The sequence below is a fragment of the Fictibacillus sp. 26RED30 genome (assembly GCF_015903845.1).
Lineage (GTDB): Bacteria > Bacillota > Bacilli > Bacillales > Fictibacillaceae > Fictibacillus > Fictibacillus phosphorivorans.
On record NZ_JACZDV010000001.1, the window covers coordinates 661,943 to 678,834 of the forward strand.

Annotated in this window: 19 protein-coding genes and 3 other annotated features (1 of these 22 cut by a window edge); of the genes, 16 read left to right on the plus strand and 3 right to left on the minus strand. The window is 38.9% G+C overall.

What is annotated here, in order from left to right:
* The first annotated feature begins 84 nt into the window (after nucleotides 1–84).
* The 13 genes from IHV11_RS03255 (at nucleotide 85) to IHV11_RS03315 (ending at nucleotide 11,664) form a co-directional block, all read left to right on the plus strand.
* Complete coding sequence (locus tag IHV11_RS03255; protein WP_197193680.1) at nucleotides 85–480, plus strand: cytosolic protein; 396 nt, start codon at nucleotides 85–87, stop codon at nucleotides 478–480.
* A gap of 72 nt (nucleotides 481–552) precedes the next feature.
* Nucleotides 553–1,014: a transcriptional regulator NrdR gene (gene nrdR, locus IHV11_RS03260; protein ID WP_066396742.1), complete on the plus strand. Its 462-nt coding sequence runs from the start codon at nucleotides 553–555 to the stop codon at nucleotides 1,012–1,014.
* 155 nt (nucleotides 1,015–1,169) lie between these two features.
* A complete protein-coding gene (locus IHV11_RS03265; RefSeq protein WP_197193681.1) occupies nucleotides 1,170–2,558 on the plus strand; it encodes a replication initiation and membrane attachment family protein in 1,389 nt (462 codons plus the stop codon).
* 11 nt (nucleotides 2,559–2,569) lie between these two features.
* Nucleotides 2,570–3,514, plus strand: coding sequence for a primosomal protein DnaI (dnaI, locus tag IHV11_RS03270; protein ID WP_197193682.1), 945 nt, complete (start codon nucleotides 2,570–2,572; stop codon nucleotides 3,512–3,514).
* A gap of 124 nt (nucleotides 3,515–3,638) precedes the next feature.
* Nucleotides 3,639–4,745: a cyclic dehypoxanthinyl futalosine synthase gene (gene mqnC, locus IHV11_RS03275; protein WP_197131506.1), complete on the plus strand. Its 1,107-nt coding sequence runs from the start codon at nucleotides 3,639–3,641 to the stop codon at nucleotides 4,743–4,745.
* A gap of 257 nt (nucleotides 4,746–5,002) precedes the next feature.
* Nucleotides 5,003–5,794, plus strand: a complete 792-nt coding sequence (locus tag IHV11_RS03280) for a basic amino acid ABC transporter substrate-binding protein (RefSeq protein WP_197194906.1) — start codon at nucleotides 5,003–5,005, stop codon at nucleotides 5,792–5,794.
* Nucleotides 5,795–5,812: 18 nt separating this feature from the next.
* On the plus strand, nucleotides 5,813–6,466 hold the full coding sequence (locus tag IHV11_RS03285; protein WP_197131504.1) for an amino acid ABC transporter permease: 654 nt from the start codon (nucleotides 5,813–5,815) through the stop codon (nucleotides 6,464–6,466).
* Nucleotides 6,467–6,555: 89 nt separating this feature from the next.
* The gene (gene ytxC, locus IHV11_RS03290; RefSeq protein ID WP_197193683.1) at nucleotides 6,556–7,440 is read left to right on the plus strand and encodes a sporulation protein YtxC; all 885 of its coding nucleotides are present in this window, start codon (nucleotides 6,556–6,558) and stop codon (nucleotides 7,438–7,440) included.
* Nucleotides 7,441–7,504: 64 nt separating this feature from the next.
* Nucleotides 7,505–7,734, plus strand: a binding site (T-box leader).
* A 64-nt stretch (nucleotides 7,735–7,798) separates the two neighbouring features.
* Entirely contained in the window at nucleotides 7,799–9,709 is a 1,911-nt protein-coding gene (gene thrS / locus IHV11_RS03295; RefSeq protein WP_197131501.1) for a threonine--tRNA ligase, read from the plus strand.
* A 285-nt stretch (nucleotides 9,710–9,994) separates the two neighbouring features.
* Nucleotides 9,995–10,139, plus strand: a sequence feature (ribosomal protein L20 leader region).
* Nucleotides 10,140–10,211: 72 nt separating this feature from the next.
* Nucleotides 10,212–10,715 (plus strand): translation initiation factor IF-3, encoded by a 504-nt coding sequence (gene infC / locus IHV11_RS03300; RefSeq protein WP_066396718.1) that lies wholly within the window; start codon nucleotides 10,212–10,214, stop codon nucleotides 10,713–10,715.
* A gap of 24 nt (nucleotides 10,716–10,739) precedes the next feature.
* Nucleotides 10,740–10,943, plus strand: coding sequence for a 50S ribosomal protein L35 (gene rpmI, locus IHV11_RS03305; protein WP_066243622.1), 204 nt, complete (start codon nucleotides 10,740–10,742; stop codon nucleotides 10,941–10,943).
* Nucleotides 10,944–10,981: 38 nt separating this feature from the next.
* Nucleotides 10,982–11,341, plus strand: a complete 360-nt coding sequence (rplT, locus tag IHV11_RS03310; protein ID WP_066291543.1) for a 50S ribosomal protein L20 — start codon at nucleotides 10,982–10,984, stop codon at nucleotides 11,339–11,341.
* Between the two features lie 71 nt (nucleotides 11,342–11,412).
* Complete coding sequence (locus IHV11_RS03315; protein WP_269148762.1) at nucleotides 11,413–11,664, plus strand: DUF1294 domain-containing protein; 252 nt, start codon at nucleotides 11,413–11,415, stop codon at nucleotides 11,662–11,664.
* Nucleotides 11,665–11,667: 3 nt separating this feature from the next.
* Here IHV11_RS03315 and IHV11_RS03320 read toward each other — a convergent pair whose 3' ends face one another.
* The gene (locus IHV11_RS03320) at nucleotides 11,668–12,693 is read right to left on the minus strand and encodes a cytochrome d ubiquinol oxidase subunit II (protein WP_197131498.1); all 1,026 of its coding nucleotides are present in this window, start codon (nucleotides 12,691–12,693) and stop codon (nucleotides 11,668–11,670) included.
* A gap of 16 nt (nucleotides 12,694–12,709) precedes the next feature.
* Nucleotides 12,710–14,050: a cytochrome ubiquinol oxidase subunit I gene (locus IHV11_RS03325; RefSeq protein WP_197193684.1), complete on the minus strand. Its 1,341-nt coding sequence runs from the start codon at nucleotides 14,048–14,050 to the stop codon at nucleotides 12,710–12,712.
* Between the two features lie 147 nt (nucleotides 14,051–14,197).
* On the opposite strand from IHV11_RS03325, the gene IHV11_RS03330 reads away from it, so the two are divergent.
* Entirely contained in the window at nucleotides 14,198–14,800 is a 603-nt protein-coding gene (locus IHV11_RS03330; protein WP_197189555.1) for a TVP38/TMEM64 family protein, read from the plus strand.
* Nucleotides 14,801–15,181: 381 nt separating this feature from the next.
* The gene (locus IHV11_RS03335; RefSeq protein ID WP_197193685.1) at nucleotides 15,182–15,676 is read left to right on the plus strand and encodes a dUTP diphosphatase; all 495 of its coding nucleotides are present in this window, start codon (nucleotides 15,182–15,184) and stop codon (nucleotides 15,674–15,676) included.
* A gap of 52 nt (nucleotides 15,677–15,728) precedes the next feature.
* On the opposite strand, the gene sspI is transcribed toward IHV11_RS03335, so the two are convergent.
* The gene (gene sspI / locus IHV11_RS03340; RefSeq protein ID WP_066396708.1) at nucleotides 15,729–15,935 is read right to left on the minus strand and encodes a small acid-soluble spore protein SspI; all 207 of its coding nucleotides are present in this window, start codon (nucleotides 15,933–15,935) and stop codon (nucleotides 15,729–15,731) included.
* Nucleotides 15,936–16,040: 105 nt separating this feature from the next.
* Here sspI and IHV11_RS03345 point away from each other — a divergent pair, with 105 nt between their 5' ends.
* Nucleotides 16,041–16,808 (plus strand): TrmH family RNA methyltransferase, encoded by a 768-nt coding sequence (locus tag IHV11_RS03345; RefSeq protein ID WP_197193686.1) that lies wholly within the window; start codon nucleotides 16,041–16,043, stop codon nucleotides 16,806–16,808.
* Nucleotides 16,809–16,874: 66 nt separating this feature from the next.
* Nucleotides 16,875–16,892, plus strand: a binding site (T-box leader); it runs 204 nt beyond the window's last position.

The following is a 16,892-nucleotide window of genomic DNA, read 5'->3' on the forward strand; positions in this document are numbered from 1 at the left end:
AGGTGTGAGAAATCACACCTCTTTTTTATTTCACTCATTATAGGGAATAATAGGATACAAATTATATTGCTTTGGAGGACTACTATGTTTAGAAAACTTCAAAATCTAATGGAAAATCATGCAGAAACGAGTGAACAGCATGTGGACGAAAGACTTAGAACCCATTATTTTAAAGCTAATAAACCTGAAGTAATGAAAGTGATCAAACAGATTTTAGATGAAGACATGAATTTCCATGAGCTAGGTTTTTCAGAAGAAAGGGGAGAGGTAACGTTTGAAGTTAGACAGCCTAAGAGTGCGTTTGTCGTTATTAGTGTAGTAACAGTTAAAGCGAATCGAACTGCTGTAGATTTAAACGTATCAACAGAATCTGCTCTTCCTTTCAATTTTGGCAACAATCAAAGACTTATTGTAAATATTTATGAAATCTTAAAAGAAAAACTAATGTTTGTTGGGACGTCAATGGCTGAAAAATTGTAGGAATAGCTTGTCACATTCCTCCCTTTTCTTTAAGATAGATAGAGAATAGAAAATTTTTTGGGGATGATTACAATGAGGTGTCCTACTTGCCAGCACAACGGAACAAAAGTGCTTGATTCAAGACCTGTACATAGCGGAAGATCCATTCGCCGCAGAAGGGAATGTGAATCTTGCAGCTATAGATTTACTACATTTGAAACGGTAGAACAAACACCGCTTATCATTGTTAAAAAAGGCGGGGAACGAGAAGAGTTCAGCCGTGAAAAGATCCTTAGAGGGCTTATTAAAGCTTGCGAAAAAAGGCCAGTCCCCTTGGAAACACTTGAAAATATAGTAGATAGTATCGAAAAAGAATTGCGGAACTCAGGTGCATCTGAAGTTTCGAGTACAGCTGTTGGTGAACAGGTGATGGAGCATCTGTCTAAAACAGATGAGGTTGCATATGTAAGATTTGCCTCTGTATACCGTCAATTTAAAGATATTAATGTTTTTATACAGGAATTGAAAGAACTAATTAACAAGGAGGAGCGTTAAAGCGTATCTTAGACTGCTGTAACGCTCTTTTTATTCCAATCTAACTCCGTATTCTGCTTTTCAGAATAAATTATATGTACAAAGTACTCTGGCTGACGATACTAAAATCCGTCGGCCACATTACTTTTAAGACTTTTTAACAAAGGGTGAAAACGATGACGGTACATTTTCAAGAAGTTGTGCCCGTTGATACGTATTCCGTCCAGTGCAAGGGTATGTTGCATGAAATAGATCATAAAGTTCTTACCATGCTATATCAGCCGTTGGTTGGCGCATTTGCACATAGTTTATACATGACATTGTGGTGCGAAGTAAATATGGATCGGCAGACACAAAAACATCAGCACCTCATGAACGTGACTCAGTTCTCGTTAAAAGATATATTATCGGGAAGAAAGAAGCTAGAAGCGATCGGTCTTTTGAAGACGTTTAAAAAAGACGGTGATAGCTCTAGGGAGTACATTTATGAGCTTCAACTCCCGCTTTCGCCGAACGCTTTTTTTACAGATGGCTTTTTAAGTATATATCTCTTTAATCGATTGGGAAAAGCGAAGTTTAATGAAGTTAGAGAATCTTTTTATATCTCTCAAATGGATGTGTCAGATTATAGAGATGTGACCGCTTCTTTCAGTGACGTGTTTACTTCTTTGCATCCATCTGAAATGTCATCAAAGAGTTATGCTGAGATTAACGAAAATGTTCTTCCAAAAGATGTCTCTTTACAGGAAAAAGACATTCATGGGAAAGTTGTACTAAGTGAATCTACCTTTGATTTTGAAGCGATGGTGAATCAGATCTCATCATTTATCGTACCTAAAGAGGTGCTCACTCCAAAATTAAAGGAAGCCATCTATAAGCTGGCATACATCTATCAGTTACAGCCGATGGATATGAGTAAGCAGATTCAAAACGTATATTATTCCACAGGAGAAATTTCTGCAGAGAGCTTAAGGAAAGAAATTCAAAAATGGTATCGATTTGAACATGAAGAAGGTCTACCAGTTCTAGCATTAAAAACGCAGCCGGTTCCATTAAAGGCACTTCATGGCATGCAACCTCAAACAAAAGAAGAAGAACTTATCAAATACTTTGAAGAAGTGTCACCTTATCGTTTGTTAGAAGATTATTCAGGTACAACTCCTTCAGAAGTAGATTTGAAGCTTGTTGCTTACTGTATGATCGATCAGAATTTAACACCAGGGGTTACGAATGTTCTTTTAGATTATGTTTTATCTGAGAATGATATGAAGCTTGCAAAGGGGTTGATCGAACGGATCGCTTCACATTGGGCTCGAAAAAAAGCACAAACGGTAACAGAAGCAATGGCGTTAGCACGCGATGAAAAACGAAAATATAAAGAATGGCAAGAAAAGAAAGTAAATTCAGGTTCTTACAATAAGGGTAATAAAAAGAGTAACGTAACTGTTCCTGACTGGCTTAAACAGGATAAAGTGGCCACTAGTCAGACAGATCATTCAAACACTGATGCTACAGAGGACGAGAATCGTAAGTGGCTTGAAAGCTTGTTAAATAGTTCGAAATAAGGGGGGATAATATGGAATCTATTAAGGAATCTGTTAAGAATATGCCGGGTTTTGATAAGTTTCAAGAAAGATTTGAGCGAATGAAACAAGAAGTGCTTACAGACCCAGGAGTCATGCGTTTTCTAAGAGAGAATCCTGACATATCAGATGTCCATGCGGAAAAATTATTGTCCAGTTTTTACACCTTTAAGAACGAACAGAATGCCTGCCGCAATTGTCCAGGTTTAAATAACTGTCCGAATCTCATGCAAGGGTATCGTTCTGAACTAACAAAAGTTAGACATACTGTAGAACTTAGATACAAACCTTGTGAATTAAAGATTATTGATGAGCAAAAGAAATCTATGACTTCATTGATAAAGAGTTACTTTATACCGAAAGAGATACTAGAAGCGAGATTTGATCGTTTGTACAAGCATAGTATTGATGATACAAGACGTAATGCGATCTCGAAGGCTTATGAATTTGTCCAGATGGCAGGCTCGGGTCAGCAAGCAAAAGGGATCTACTTTTATGGGAAGTTTGGCGTTGGTAAAACGTATCTTCTCGGTGCCATCGCGAATGGTTTAGCAGAAAAAGGCGTTCACTCTTTGATTATTCATACACCAGAATTTCTTCGTGAAATGAAATCTTCACTCTCTGACGGAACATTTGACTCTAAGATGGAACTATTAAAGACCGTTCCAGTACTTATGCTTGATGATCTTGGGGCTGAAAATATGACGAATTGGGTCAGGGATGAGATTATTGGGGTTATCCTTCAATATCGAATGATGGAAAAACTACCTACTCTCTATACGTCTAACTGTGATTATGATATGTTGCAGCAGCACTTATCGTATTCCCAAAAAGGCGGACTCGATGAACTGAAGGCTCTCAGGATCATGGAGCGTATCAAACACTTAAGTACTCCGATTTTTATGGGCGGAAATAAAAATTTCAGAGAAGATTATTAATATAGTTTCTGCTCTTTTAAAGGGCAGAAGCTTTTTTCTTGAAAACCCAAAGCTGTCTCTTCTACTAAAATATGATAGGATAAGAACAGACAAGATCTTAAGACATTGTATTCGGAGGTTACCGATGAGTATAGAATCTATTTTACAAAAAGCTTTAGATGGCGAACGTTTATCGGTAGAAGATGCCGTTAAACTTTATGAAAGTGATGAAGTAGAACGCATGGGAGAAGTTGCGGATATTATTATGAAAAGGTGGCATCCTGAACCGATCACCTCATTCGTTATTGGCCGTAACGTAAACTATACAAATTTTTGTGATACATATTGCAGGTTCTGCGCATTTTATAGAGCGCCAGGAAGCAGTGAAGGTTATGTGTTGGATGATGATGTGATCTTCCAAAAGATTCAAGAGACAGTTGATGTAGGCGGTACAGAAATTCTAATGCAAGGTGGAACAAATCCTAACTTGCCATTCAGCTACTATACGGACTTATTAAGAGAGATCAAAAAGCGCTTTGATATCACGATGCATTCATTTTCACCAGCAGAAGTATGGAAGATGGTTGAAGTATCTGGTCTGTCTCTAGAGGAAGTGCTCAGAGAACTGAAAGAAGCTGGACTTGATTCTCTTCCAGGTGGGGGAGCAGAAATTTTAGATGACCGCACTCGTAAGAAGATTAGCAAACTTAAAGGCTCGTGGACAGAGTGGATCGACTGTATGAAAACAGCTAAAAAAGTTGGTTTGCATTCTACTGCTACGATGGTCATTGGATTTGGAGAAACATTCGAAGAACGTGCCCTTCATTTACAGCGTGTTCGTGATGCACAAGACGAGACGGATTGTTTCTTGGCTTTCATCTCTTGGACATTTCAGCCGGATAACACAAATATGAAGGCTGAAAAGACAACGCCGAGAGAATATCTCAAAAATGTTGCGATCTCTCGAATCTTCCTAGATAACATTCCTAACTTCCAATCTTCATGGGTTACGATGGGGCCAGAAGTTGGTAAAAAATCTCTCCACTATGGCTGCAATGACTTTGGCAGCACGATGATGGAAGAGAACGTTGTTTCAGCAGCTGGAACGACTCACAAAGTAAACACGAATTTAACACTTCGATTGATTCGTGAAGCAGGTAAGATTCCTGCTCAACGAAATACAAAATATGAAACACTTCGTGTGTTTGAAGATGAAGAAAAAGCTGAAAAAGATTTTGTTATGCAAAATTAACAGTGAAGCACTTGGCATATTTATGTCGAGTGCTTTTTTCGTTCATTTGGATGGATGATTTAACTTTTATGATTGTCATAGAGGCACAAGCCGAATTTAGATGACACAAATGACTACAAGACGGGGCTTTTGTTTTATATCCCAATGGTAATGAGTGACTTTCGTATTAAAAATAATTATCTTAATTTTCCTTATATTTAAAATTTTGTGTATAATATAAGAATATTTAGAATAAAGGGGGAAATATAAAAATGGGAATGAAACGAAAATTTAAAATGGGACTAATAGGTTTATCTGCTGCGTTTCTTGTAGCCTGCGGAAGTGCTGATTCTGGATCGGGGTCCGGTTCTGGTGAAAAGCTCACGGTTGGTACTGATGCAGCATATGCCCCCTTTGAATCCTTAGATGGTGAAAAAATTGTAGGATTCGATGTAGATCTGCTTGATGCCGTGATGAAAGAAGCAGGGCTAGATTATGAATTAACAAATAAAGGATGGGATCCTTTATTTATCGCTCTTCAGAATGAAGAAGTTGATGCGGGTATTTCGGCAATTACGATTAATGACGAACGTAAGAAAAGTTATGATTTTTCCTCACCATATTTTGAATCGATTAACATGATTTTAGCGAAAGAAGGAACGTCGATTAAAAGTGCAAAGGACTTAGAGGGCATGAAGGTTAGTGTGCAAAACGGAACGACCGGTCAAGAGGCACTAGAAAAAATGTTTGGTAAGAGTGAAAACATAAAGAAATATGAAAACAATGTATTAGCGATACAAGCACTTTTAAACGGTGAAGTAGAAGCTGTTGTAGCAGATAACGCCGTAGTGCAAGAATATGAAAAGAACAATCCAGATAAAAAACTAGTAACTATCAGCGATAAAGAAAATTTCGATAGCGAATTTTACGGAATCATCTTCCCTAAAGATGGTGAACATCAAGAAGAGATCAACAAAGCGATGAAAAAAGTCATCGATGATGGGAAATATGCTGAAATCTATAAAAAATGGTTTGGTGAAGAACCAAATGTAGATGTGCTGAAACAATAACATTCTCAGGAGGTCTACATGGAATATTCTTTACAGATTATCAGTGATTACATGCCTTTGTTTTTAAAAGGGACATGGGTGACGGTACAGTTATCATTTTTAGCGATTCTATTTGGTACGCTATTAGGACTATTTATTGGGCTCGGCAAAATGGTAAAGAATCCTTTTATTCACCTTCCGTGCATGTGGTATATCAGTTTTTTTCGAGGCACTCCATTACTCGTTCAGATTCTGTTGATTCATTCAGCACTTATGCCGCTCTTTATGAAGCCGCCAAACGTGTTCATTTCAAGCGTACTAGCTCTTTCGCTTAACGCTGCTGCATATATTGCGGAGATCTTCAGAGCGGGTATTCAATCTATCGATAAAGGGCAGATGGAAGCAGCTCGCTCTCTAGGCATGAATCATGTACAAGCTATGAAACATGTCATTCTTCCACAAGCGTCTAGAAGGATGATACCGCCTCTAGGCAACGAATTTATTGTACTAATTAAGGATTCATCTTTAGTTTCCATTATTGCTACGCCAGAATTGATGTATTACGCGAGAGCGATGATGGGCCAATACTACCGACCGTGGGAACCATACATGACTGCCGCTTTAATGTACTTAATCTTAACGCTTGGCATGGCGTTTATCTTATCCAGAATCGAGCGTAAATTTGTTTATTAAGAACAACCCTACCCAAAGGGTTGTTTTTTCTTTTGTAAGTAACATGTTTTAGGACCTCGTCCCATATAGTGTATTATTGAGGATTTTATATGGGGGGGACTTATTTGGTCGCGATTGCTTTTTCACACCCATCAGATGGTATAGCTGTTTTGAAGAAAATGATCAGAATGGCAGCTGAGCATAGAATAAACCCTTCCTTTGCCAAATTATCTGAAGCTTCTTCAAAAATTCTTGAACTGCACATACATCAGAGGAAAACGTTCATATTGGATGTGTTAACGGAATTTACTCGAAATAAAGTAGAGGATATTTGTTTGAAGGAAATGATCGAACAAGCATTTTGTTACACTGATTCAGCAGAACAAAAAGAGATCTTATCTATCACAAAAAGCATCATACTCGGAGAAATTGAAGGTATACCTGATGTCAAACATCTGCCAGACTTAAATGAACTGATCCGAAGTCAATGGGAATCGATTCTCGAGGCAAAGACAGATTTTTTAGAGTTTGAATCATTTATTAAATTCAGGCTGAAAGAGTATTTAGCAACTTTGTTGAAGATTGTTGAATGTGCTATCGATGAGTACAAGCTAGAACTAGAGTACCAAATGTTCGTCGAGCAATTAAGAACGTGCTTAACGAAACAAAGAACATTTACTTCAGCAGATATCGTAATTATTTTTGAACAAGAGCAGATTCTTCTTTTTGATGAACATCAAAATCAATTGACTCATACTGAATTGATGATGTTCCATGAAAAGGCACTGCGGCTAACAAATGTAACGAATCTAGATGAAAGACTTTTAGGTCCGTTAGTTGGAATCTCTCCAAATTCCGCTAGGATTTATGCTTATGATATCGATCATCCATTGCTTCATACTGTGAAGAACATCTTTCAGGAAAAGGTTACGATTACACCAATTGAGAGGATGTCCTACAGAGAACATCGGTCTTATCGTAAAAAAAAGTCATAAACTTACAGAGTCCTCTTGCTTTTTGAAAAACGACTGCATATAATAGGTGTATAATTTTATCATTCAATCTGTATTGATAAGGACACGAAGCATATTTTTACGGTTCATAGAGAGGGAAGTCTAGGCTGAAAGCTTCCTAACACGGAAAAGTGCTTTACCACCTTGGAACTTCAGCGGTGAAAATTTATAGTAATCGCTGACGGCCGCAGTCCGTTATACTGTCCGAGTGCCGATTGGCTTGTTAAAAGTTGTCGGAACAAGGGTGGAACCACGAGATAATCACTCGTCCCTTCTATAGGGGCGGGTGTTTTTTGTTTTCAATCAGAGAGGAACCCGAACTAAAAAGGAGATGTTTTACATGTCGTCAATTTCAATTAAGTTCCCTGACGGATCAGTCAAGGAATTTCCTAAAGGCGTTACTTCTGAACAAGTAGCAGAGAGTATCAGCCCTAGTTTAAAGAAAAAAGCAGTTGCAGGGAAAGTAAACGGACAATTATTTGATTTTTCACGTCCTATCGAAGAAGATGCATCGATCGAGATCGTAATGCAGGATTCTAAAGAAGGTCTTGAAATGACAAGACACTCGAATGCCCATCTACTAGCTCAAGCACTTAAGCGCCTTTACCCAGACGTGAAATTAGGGATTGGACCAGTTATCGATAACGGCTTCTACTATGATGTAGATATGTCTCATAACTTAACACCAGAAGATCTGCCTGCGATCGAAAAAGAAATGAAGAAGATCGTAAATGAAAACCTTCCGATCGTACGTAAAGAAGTTAGTCGTGAAGAAGCTCTCGAGATTTACGAAAAATTGAATGATCACTTAAAGCTGGAACTGATTCGTGACCTTCCAGAGGGTGAAAAGATTACGATTTATGAGCAAGGTGAATTCTTTGACCTTTGCCGAGGGCCGCACGTTCCTTCAACTGGAAAAATCAAAGCCTATAAATTAATGAGCATTTCTGGTGCATACTGGCGTGGAGACAGTGACAACCAAATGCTTCAACGTATTTATGGTTCAGCGTTCTTAAGCCAAAAAGATCTTGATGAGTATCTTCACTTTATTGAGGAAGCTCAAAAACGTGATCACCGTAAACTAGGAAAAGAACTAGAGTTATTCATGTTCTCAGAAGAAGCACCGGGAATGCCGTTCTATCTTCCTAACGGTCAAACAATCCGTACTGAGCTTGAGAATTTCTCTCGCGAACTTCAACGCCAAGTGGATTATGATGAAGTGCGTACTCCATTTATGATGAATCAGCGTCTATGGGAACAATCGGGACACTGGGATCATTATCATGAAAACATGTACTTCTCTGAAGTGGATGATACAAAGTTTGCGATGAAGCCGATGAACTGTCCAGGTCACATGCTGATCTTTAAGAACAAACTACATTCATACAGAGATCTTCCAGTACGTATGGCTGAGTTCGGTCAAGTACACCGTCACGAATATAGTGGTGCACTAAACGGTATGATCCGTGTTCGTACGTTCTGCCAAGACGATGCGCATATCTTTGTAACACCACAGCAGATCGAAAGTGAGATCAAGAACGTATTTAAGTTAGTTGATAAAATCTACAGCACTTTTGGATTTGAATATTCCGTAGAACTTTCAACTCGTCCAGAGGATTCTATGGGTGATGACCGTTTATGGGAACAAGCTGAAGGCGCATTGAAAAACGTTCTAGAAGATCTTGGAATGAACTATCATCTAAACGAGGGAGATGGAGCGTTCTACGGTCCTAAAATTGACTTCCATATTAAAGATGCTCTGAAGAGAAGTCATCAGTGTGCAACAATTCAGTTAGACTTCCAAATGCCAGAAAAGTTCGATCTAACGTATGTAGATGAAAACAATCAAAAGGTTCGTCCGGTCGTTATCCACCGTGCGATCTATGGTTCGATCGACCGTTTCCTAGGGATCTTGGTTGAGCACTTTGCTGGAGCGTTCCCAACTTGGTTAGCTCCTGTTCAAGTGAAACTAATTCCTGTATCTGATGTTCATAATGAGTATGCGTATAAGCTACAAGAAGATCTGAAGAAACATGCTGTTCGTGTTGAAATCGATACTAGAAATGAAAAGATGGGCTATAAGATCCGTGAAGCTCAGATGAAAAAGATTCCTTACATGCTAGTTCTAGGTGATAAAGAGATCGAAGACAATGCAGTTAACGTTCGTAAATATGGTGAGCAAAAGTCAGAGACAGTTTCTTATGAAGATTTCCGAGATAAGATTTTAGCTCAAATTAACGAAAAGAGATAAGGTATTAAAGAGAGCGGCCAATGTTGAATTGGCCGTCTTTTTTTATAGGGAAATGAAAAGTGGACAGTAAAATGCTCAATGTGGACAGTATATTACTGAAAGTGGACAGTAATTATTCAAGAGTGGACAGTAAAACAACAAAACATAAAAGGCGAATAAAAAAACTCTTGCATTCCTTTCGTAAACGAAGTAAAATTAATTTCGTTGCTGTTATTACATTCGTTGTTTGACACGCATATCTCCAATGTGTTATAGTATGTAAGGTTAATAAAATAAGCAAAAGCATCAAACAAGCAGAAGCACCCGCTTCTCACCTGACTCGACGCTAATAAAGGCTGTTGATGGGTAGATGGATATTCAGGCATGTCAAAGTGTACATAGCCGGTTTACTATGTGTGGGTGATCGTTGCGCCGACGCTTTTTTTATTTGCAGAAATAACAAGTCGAGTGTTTTAAAACACTCACTGAAAAAATTTGGAGGTGACTTACTATTAGTAAGGACATGTCTGTCAATGAAGGTATTCGTGCTCGTGAGGTTCGCTTAATCGGTCCTGATGGAAGCCAGCTTGGCATTAAATCTAGACAAGAAGCTTTGGATCTTGCTACAAACGCAAATCTTGACCTTGTACTCGTTGCTGCAACTGCTAAACCGCCAGTATGTCGTATCATGGACTACGGTAAGTTTAAATACGAGCAACAACGTAAAGATCGTGAAGCACGAAAAAATCAAAAGGTCATTACGACTAAAGAGATTCGTCTAAGTCCAACGATTGAGGAAAACGACTTTAATACAAAGCTTAGAAATGCACGTAAGTTCCTTGAAAAAGGTGACAAAGTAAAAGCAAGTATTCGTTTCCGTGGACGTGCAATCACTCATTCTCAAATCGGAAAAACGGTATTGGAAAAGTTAGCGAAAGAATGTGAAGATCTTTCTACGGTTGAAACGAAACCGAAGATGGAAGGTCGTAGCATGTTCCTTATCCTTGCGCCTAAAGCCGAAAAATAATTTTTACCAGGGAGGATAACCATTATGCCTAAAATGAAAACTCATAAAGGTGCTGCGAAGCGCTTTAGAAAAACTGGATCAGGTAAATTAAAGCGTGCTCGCGCTTATACTAGTCACTTGTTTGCTAACAAATCAACTAAAGCTAAGCGTAAGCTTCGTAAAGCGAAACTTGTTCACAGCGGTGACTACAAGCGTATCCGCACATTGTTAACTTACAAAAAACGTTAATCGTTCATCAATCGATTTAAAAATAGGAGGTTTTTAATATGCCAAGAGTAAAAGGTGGCTATGTAACACGTCGTCGTCGTAAGAAAGTTCTTAAACTAGCTAAAGGCTATTTCGGTTCCAAACATAAATTATTTAAAGTAGCACAACAACAAGTATTCAAATCACTTATGTACGCTTACCGTGACCGTCGTCAAAAGAAGCGTGACTTCCGTAAGCTTTGGATCACTCGTATCAATGCTGCTGCTCGTACAAACGGTCTTTCTTACAGCCGTTTAATGCACGGTCTTAAACTTGCGGGTATCGACATCAACCGTAAGATGCTTTCTGAGATCGCTATTACAGACGAAAAAGCTTTCGCTGAATTAGCTTCAAAAGCAAAAGACAGCCTAAAAGCTTAAGTAAAAAAAGAAAAGATCATTTCCTCATTTGATGGAGATGATCTTTTTTCATTCTGAAGGGAAACAACAAGGTGTTAATCATATATTTAATAATTTTAAACGTAGCCGCCTATTATGTTATGAAAAGAGACAAATTATCTGCCAAAAAAGGCGAATGGCGCACCCCTGAAGCGAGACTTTGGCTGATTGCTATTATTGGTGGAGCACCCGGTATGTGGCTTGCTATGAAGAAGTTACGTCATAAGACTAAGCATCCCTCGTTTCGTTACGGGCTGCCTCTTTTAAGTATGTTTATAACGGTTTTAGCAGGCTGGTTCATATAGAAACTATTCCTGTTGCAGGTATCGTTTGTCTTTTAAGAACAATCTCCAGAAAATATAGAAACCTGGTGCTAAGATGGCAAGACCAACGATATACATAATCATTAAGGAATAAAACGTTTCTGGTGCGGTAAATGCCTCATAGATGGTTAAATCAGGATATACGATATATGGCAGATGAGCTAATCCATAACCAACACTTGCAAGACCGTATTGTAAAACAGTTGCTAATAGTGTAAGACGCGGCCGTCCAATTCCTGGGCGGTTTTGTTTTGGCCACCAAAGAGAAGCGTATGCAATAAGAAAGGCGATCAAAGAAAGAATAAACCAGATCTTGTGATCCATTAAATTATCGATGAGCCATCGAGATTCTGGTGTTATAAATAACAAAGTGAAGAGAGCGGCGAGTAGCGTAAGTGGTCCTAATAGAATCGCATTGCTCCGATATAACCTATAGGCATCTTCTTTTTTCGAGACTCTTGCGTAATCTGCTAAAAACAACGAAGAAAGATACAACTCAGATGTAAGCCCGAAAAGCACATACAAATAGAGGGTTGGACTTGTGAGAAGTTTTGATAGCAGTAGGCTCTGAGTATCACCATCAACAGCGATGAATCCCCCTTGTGAAATAGGAAGAACGGCTATTAGCAAGGATGGAATAAGCAGGCCAGAGATACCCGAGATGATAAACATCGTTCTGCGATATCCTTGAACGGAATACGAGAACACCATAAATGCACTTCGGATAGCAAGTAAAAAGAGAATCAAAGAAACTGGAACGAGCATGACCGTTCCGAGAGTGTACGCGCCCTTTGGAAAGAAACCAACGAACGCAACCACTAAAAGAACTAAGAACGTGTTTGTGATTTCCCAAGTGGGAGACAAGAAACGATTTGCGATTCTTCCTGCCATCGTTTTATGGTTGTTGTAAATCATCGCCCAGAATCCAGCACCAAAATCGATTGAACCGAAAATGCTATAGATAAAGATAAAGGTCCACATCATCAGAATCGCTAAAACTTCTTCGCTCATCCTTCATTCCTCCTTTCTAACTCTGAAGTTTTTCCATATCTTTTGAAACAGGGTTTCGTTTGAAATAAGCTGTTAAAATTAAAACGGTTAAAACGCTGAGTAGCGCATATAGACCTAAAAATAACAGGAAGAGCACGCCAAGGTCTTCATTCTTAGTCGCAGCTTCCGCTGTCGTCTGAACGCGATAGATGGTCCATGGTTGTCTTCCGCTACAGCTGAAAACCCACCCGAACTCAATGCCGAGCATAGAAAGTGGTCCGGATAAAACAAGAGACCATAACAGCCACTTTGGAAAAGGTTTTCCTCTTCTTTTTACGAAGAACCACCAGTAGGCTAAAGCCACTGCTGCAAGACCTAATAAAAGTGTTCCGATCCCGACCATTAAGTTAAAGAGCGTGTGTACATAAAAAGGTGGCCATGTTTCCCGAGGGAATTCGTACAGTCCTTTCACTTCTGTATCAAACTTGCCAGCAGCAAGCCAGCTTAGAGCCCAAGGTATCTCGATCCCGTACTTCACTTCCTCAGTCTTAGGATCTGTATAACCACCTATTGCGAGTGGTGCATATCTTTGAGTCTCAAACAGACCTTCTGCAGCAGCTAGTTTTTCAGGAGAATGCTGATGCAAAATTTGGGCGGAATGATGCCCAGAAATGGCAGAGACAAAGCTCATCAAAAGAGCGACGGTAAGAGACATGAACAACCCTTTCAAGTGATAAGCCCGTTCGCGCTCTGGTCGCTTCTTTAAAAGTTTAAATGCTGCTACAGAAGCAACGGCAAAAGCGCCGGTCATATAAGCGGTTATGGCAACGTGAAAGGAAGAGGATAGAAAGCTAGGATTGAAGAAAGCATCCCAAGGGGAGACATCATAGATCGTCCCATCTGGTTTGATCTTAAATCCATCCGGTGTATTCATCCACGTATTAACGGCTGAAATTAAGATGGCGGACGCAACAGCTCCAAGTGCAACAAAAAATACAGATATCAAACGGAAATATCTCGGTAACCTGTCAGCCGCATATACGTAAATAGACATGAATAAGGCTTCTAAGAAGAAAGCGAAGATCTCGATCTGAAAGGGAAGGGAAATAACCTTTCCTACAATTTCCATAAACCCAGGCCAGAGCAAAGATAATTGAACGCCGACAATCGTTCCTGATGGAATGGCAACACCCAATAAAACGGCAAAAGCCTTTGTCCAACGCTTAGCCATAATGGCGTAATCGTTGTCACCTTTAACTTGATGTATGATTTCTGCGATGACGATCATCAAGGGAAGACCAACACCAAGGGTTGCAAAAATAATATGAAAACCTAGCGATGTTCCAAAGAATGCTCTCGCGAGTACAACTGTATCCATGATGGACTCCTCCTAAAAAACTAAGAACTATGTAAGCAAACAATCTATCTTTAAGGTGTCAAAAAGAAGTATGGTTTATGCATACGAACATTCTGTCATATAGAGCTCGTCTTCTGTCATATGCTGACTTAAAGGGGGGATGAGTGCGTGTTAGACAATAGTAGTGTGTTCATCGAGGTGCTCAAGTTCAGTGGAATCTTTGCCCCTTTATTGTTCATTCTTCTTCAAGCGTTTCGACAGTTCTTCTTTCTACCGGTAGGGCTGATCTGTCTTACAGGAGGAATCTTGTTTGGTGCAGTTGCCGGCGCATTCTATTCAGTCATAGGGATTACGCTCTCGAGTGTTCTTTTTTACTGGGGAATGAAAAGCATGCCGAAGCTTATGAAAAAAGTAAAAAAACTGCAAAAAAAGTGGATTGGTAAACGAATGCCGTTCTCGGTAGGTCAGATTGCTATTTTAAAAATGATACCCTTTATGCATTTTCATCTGTTGAGTCTATGCTTGATTGAGATCTCGTCAAATTTCAAAGAGTATACAAAAGCTAGTATCATATCAAACGTTCCGATCGCTATTTTCTATTCTTCGTTCGGATCGGTATTACTTTCTCTCTCGCTCGTTACTTCTGCAGCTATCATTGTCGCGTTATCTGTATTGTTTTATTTATTGAGAAGAAAAGAATGGGTGATCAAATGGAGTGAGTTCTTTGAGGAAGAGAGAGAAGATCAGCAAAAACAACGCATGCCTGCATAAGGTGTGCTTTTTTATTTAGAAATTTTTTTGCATTAGATGGTGCTCTTTGAGTGGTTGATTTCCACTCCATGTTGCTCGCTTTCCATGAGGCGAACGGTGAGCCCCATTTGTACTCTTAAGAGGATTCTTGCTCCTGCGTCTACACGTTAATGCTTAGTAGAAAATTTTCCTCGTCACATGCCTTAGACTCTCAAGTAGTTGGCACGCACCTTCCGCTCCAACCAACTTGCAAATGAAGTTATTTAATAAAATCAAAGCACCAATCTTAACAGGTCTTTCTCAATATGGAATTCTTTGTATTAAGAACAACTAAAAATTCACCCTCGAATGTAGGGCTAGTTAACGTTATAATAGCTTAGGTATGAAAGGCAGGGATGGACCATGAAAATTAAAGAACTCTTTTCGATGCAGAACAAATTAAATATGCGCATAGTAAAAGAACATAAACTTGATAACTCATCATTATTTGAACAAAGAAGATTAGCATTTCTTGTTGAGCTTGGTGAACTAGCGAATGAAACAAGATGCTTTAAATATTGGAGTAAACGTCCTGCTTCTGAAAAAGAAGTAATTTTAGAAGAATATGTAGACGGACTACATTTTGTCTTATCGATAGGATTAGATTTGGGCTTTAAAGAGGTAGAGATAACCACTGAGGTTGATCTTAGCGAGAAAATGGACAAGATAGATATCAATACTTTATTTCTAAATCTATATCAATCGGGGTCTAAATCTTTATCAAACGAAGAATTCCAATCGTTTTTTGACACATTTTTAGGGCTCGGCGTGAAGCTCGGTTTTTCTTTTGAGGAGATTGAAGAAGCTTACTTTGCAAAGAATAAAGTAAATCATGAACGCCAAGATACTGGCTATTAATAAAATAAATAATCAACATTAAGCAAAAATAAAAAACCCGGAAACCCGGGTTTTACTTTAAGCCGTCAGAAAGTGTGTTTAAAATTTCTTCCTTCTTTTGCTGATCTGAATTTTTCCAGATTACTTCAAAAAGAACACCAAGACCAGGAAGCATTTTTTCTTCTCCACTCTCGATAGCATCTACGATCGTATCTTGTAACTGCTCTTTATTATTGCCAGTAACATTATGCAATACAGCTTTTCTTAAGTCTAGATTCATGGATATGCACCTCTATTAATTTTTTCTTTTTTTATTGTGTACGATTTGAGCATGTTTTATGAGAAAAAAGTAAAATATTTATGATTTAAAGGAGAACACTTGAAAATGAAGCACATTGAATCAGAATCCAACGCTTCCTTGAAGCAATGGAAAAAACTTCATACCAAAAAAGAACGTGAAAAATCCGGGACCTTTTTACTTGAAGGTCCACATCTTATAGAAGAAGCAATCGCGTCTGGTGCAAAACTTCAACATGTGATCGTTGAAGAAAATTTTGAAATCAACGAGAAGTGGTTAAAGGAAAAATTCAGCCTATGGTCTGTTCCGGCGAAATTAATGAAACAGCTTTCTGAAACGGAAAAACCTCAAGGGATCATTGCCGTTTGTGAAATGATGGATCGATCTGAAGAACTCATTAAAAACGGAGGACGCTACCTTTTAATCGACGGTGTTCAGGACCCTGGAAATCTTGGTACGATTATTCGAACAGCTGATAGCGCGGGCCTCGATGGTGTATTCTTAGGTGAAGGTACAGCGGATCTTTATAATGGTAAAACCGTTCGATCAACGCAAGGATCGTTGTTTCATCTGCCAATCGTGAAAGCGAACCTTCTGGAGATAATTGAGCGCTGTAAGGAACATGATCTGCCGGTATTATCGACTTCACTTCAAAACGCTGTAGATATGCGAGAAACGCCTGAAGTAGATGGATTTGCTTTGATCATGGGCAATGAAGGCGCAGGTGTGCAGGAGATCCTTCAACAGGAATCAACATTGAATGTGAAAATTCCGATCTTCGGCAGTGCGGAGTCCCTGAACGTTTCAGTAGCAACAGGTATCCTTTTGTATGAATTACAGCGAAATAGAACGTAATTTGTGACATAGCGTTGCAATTATAGAATTTTTTCATATATAATGAAAAAGATGAATGGAATAGTATTAAAAACGAAGATGGAG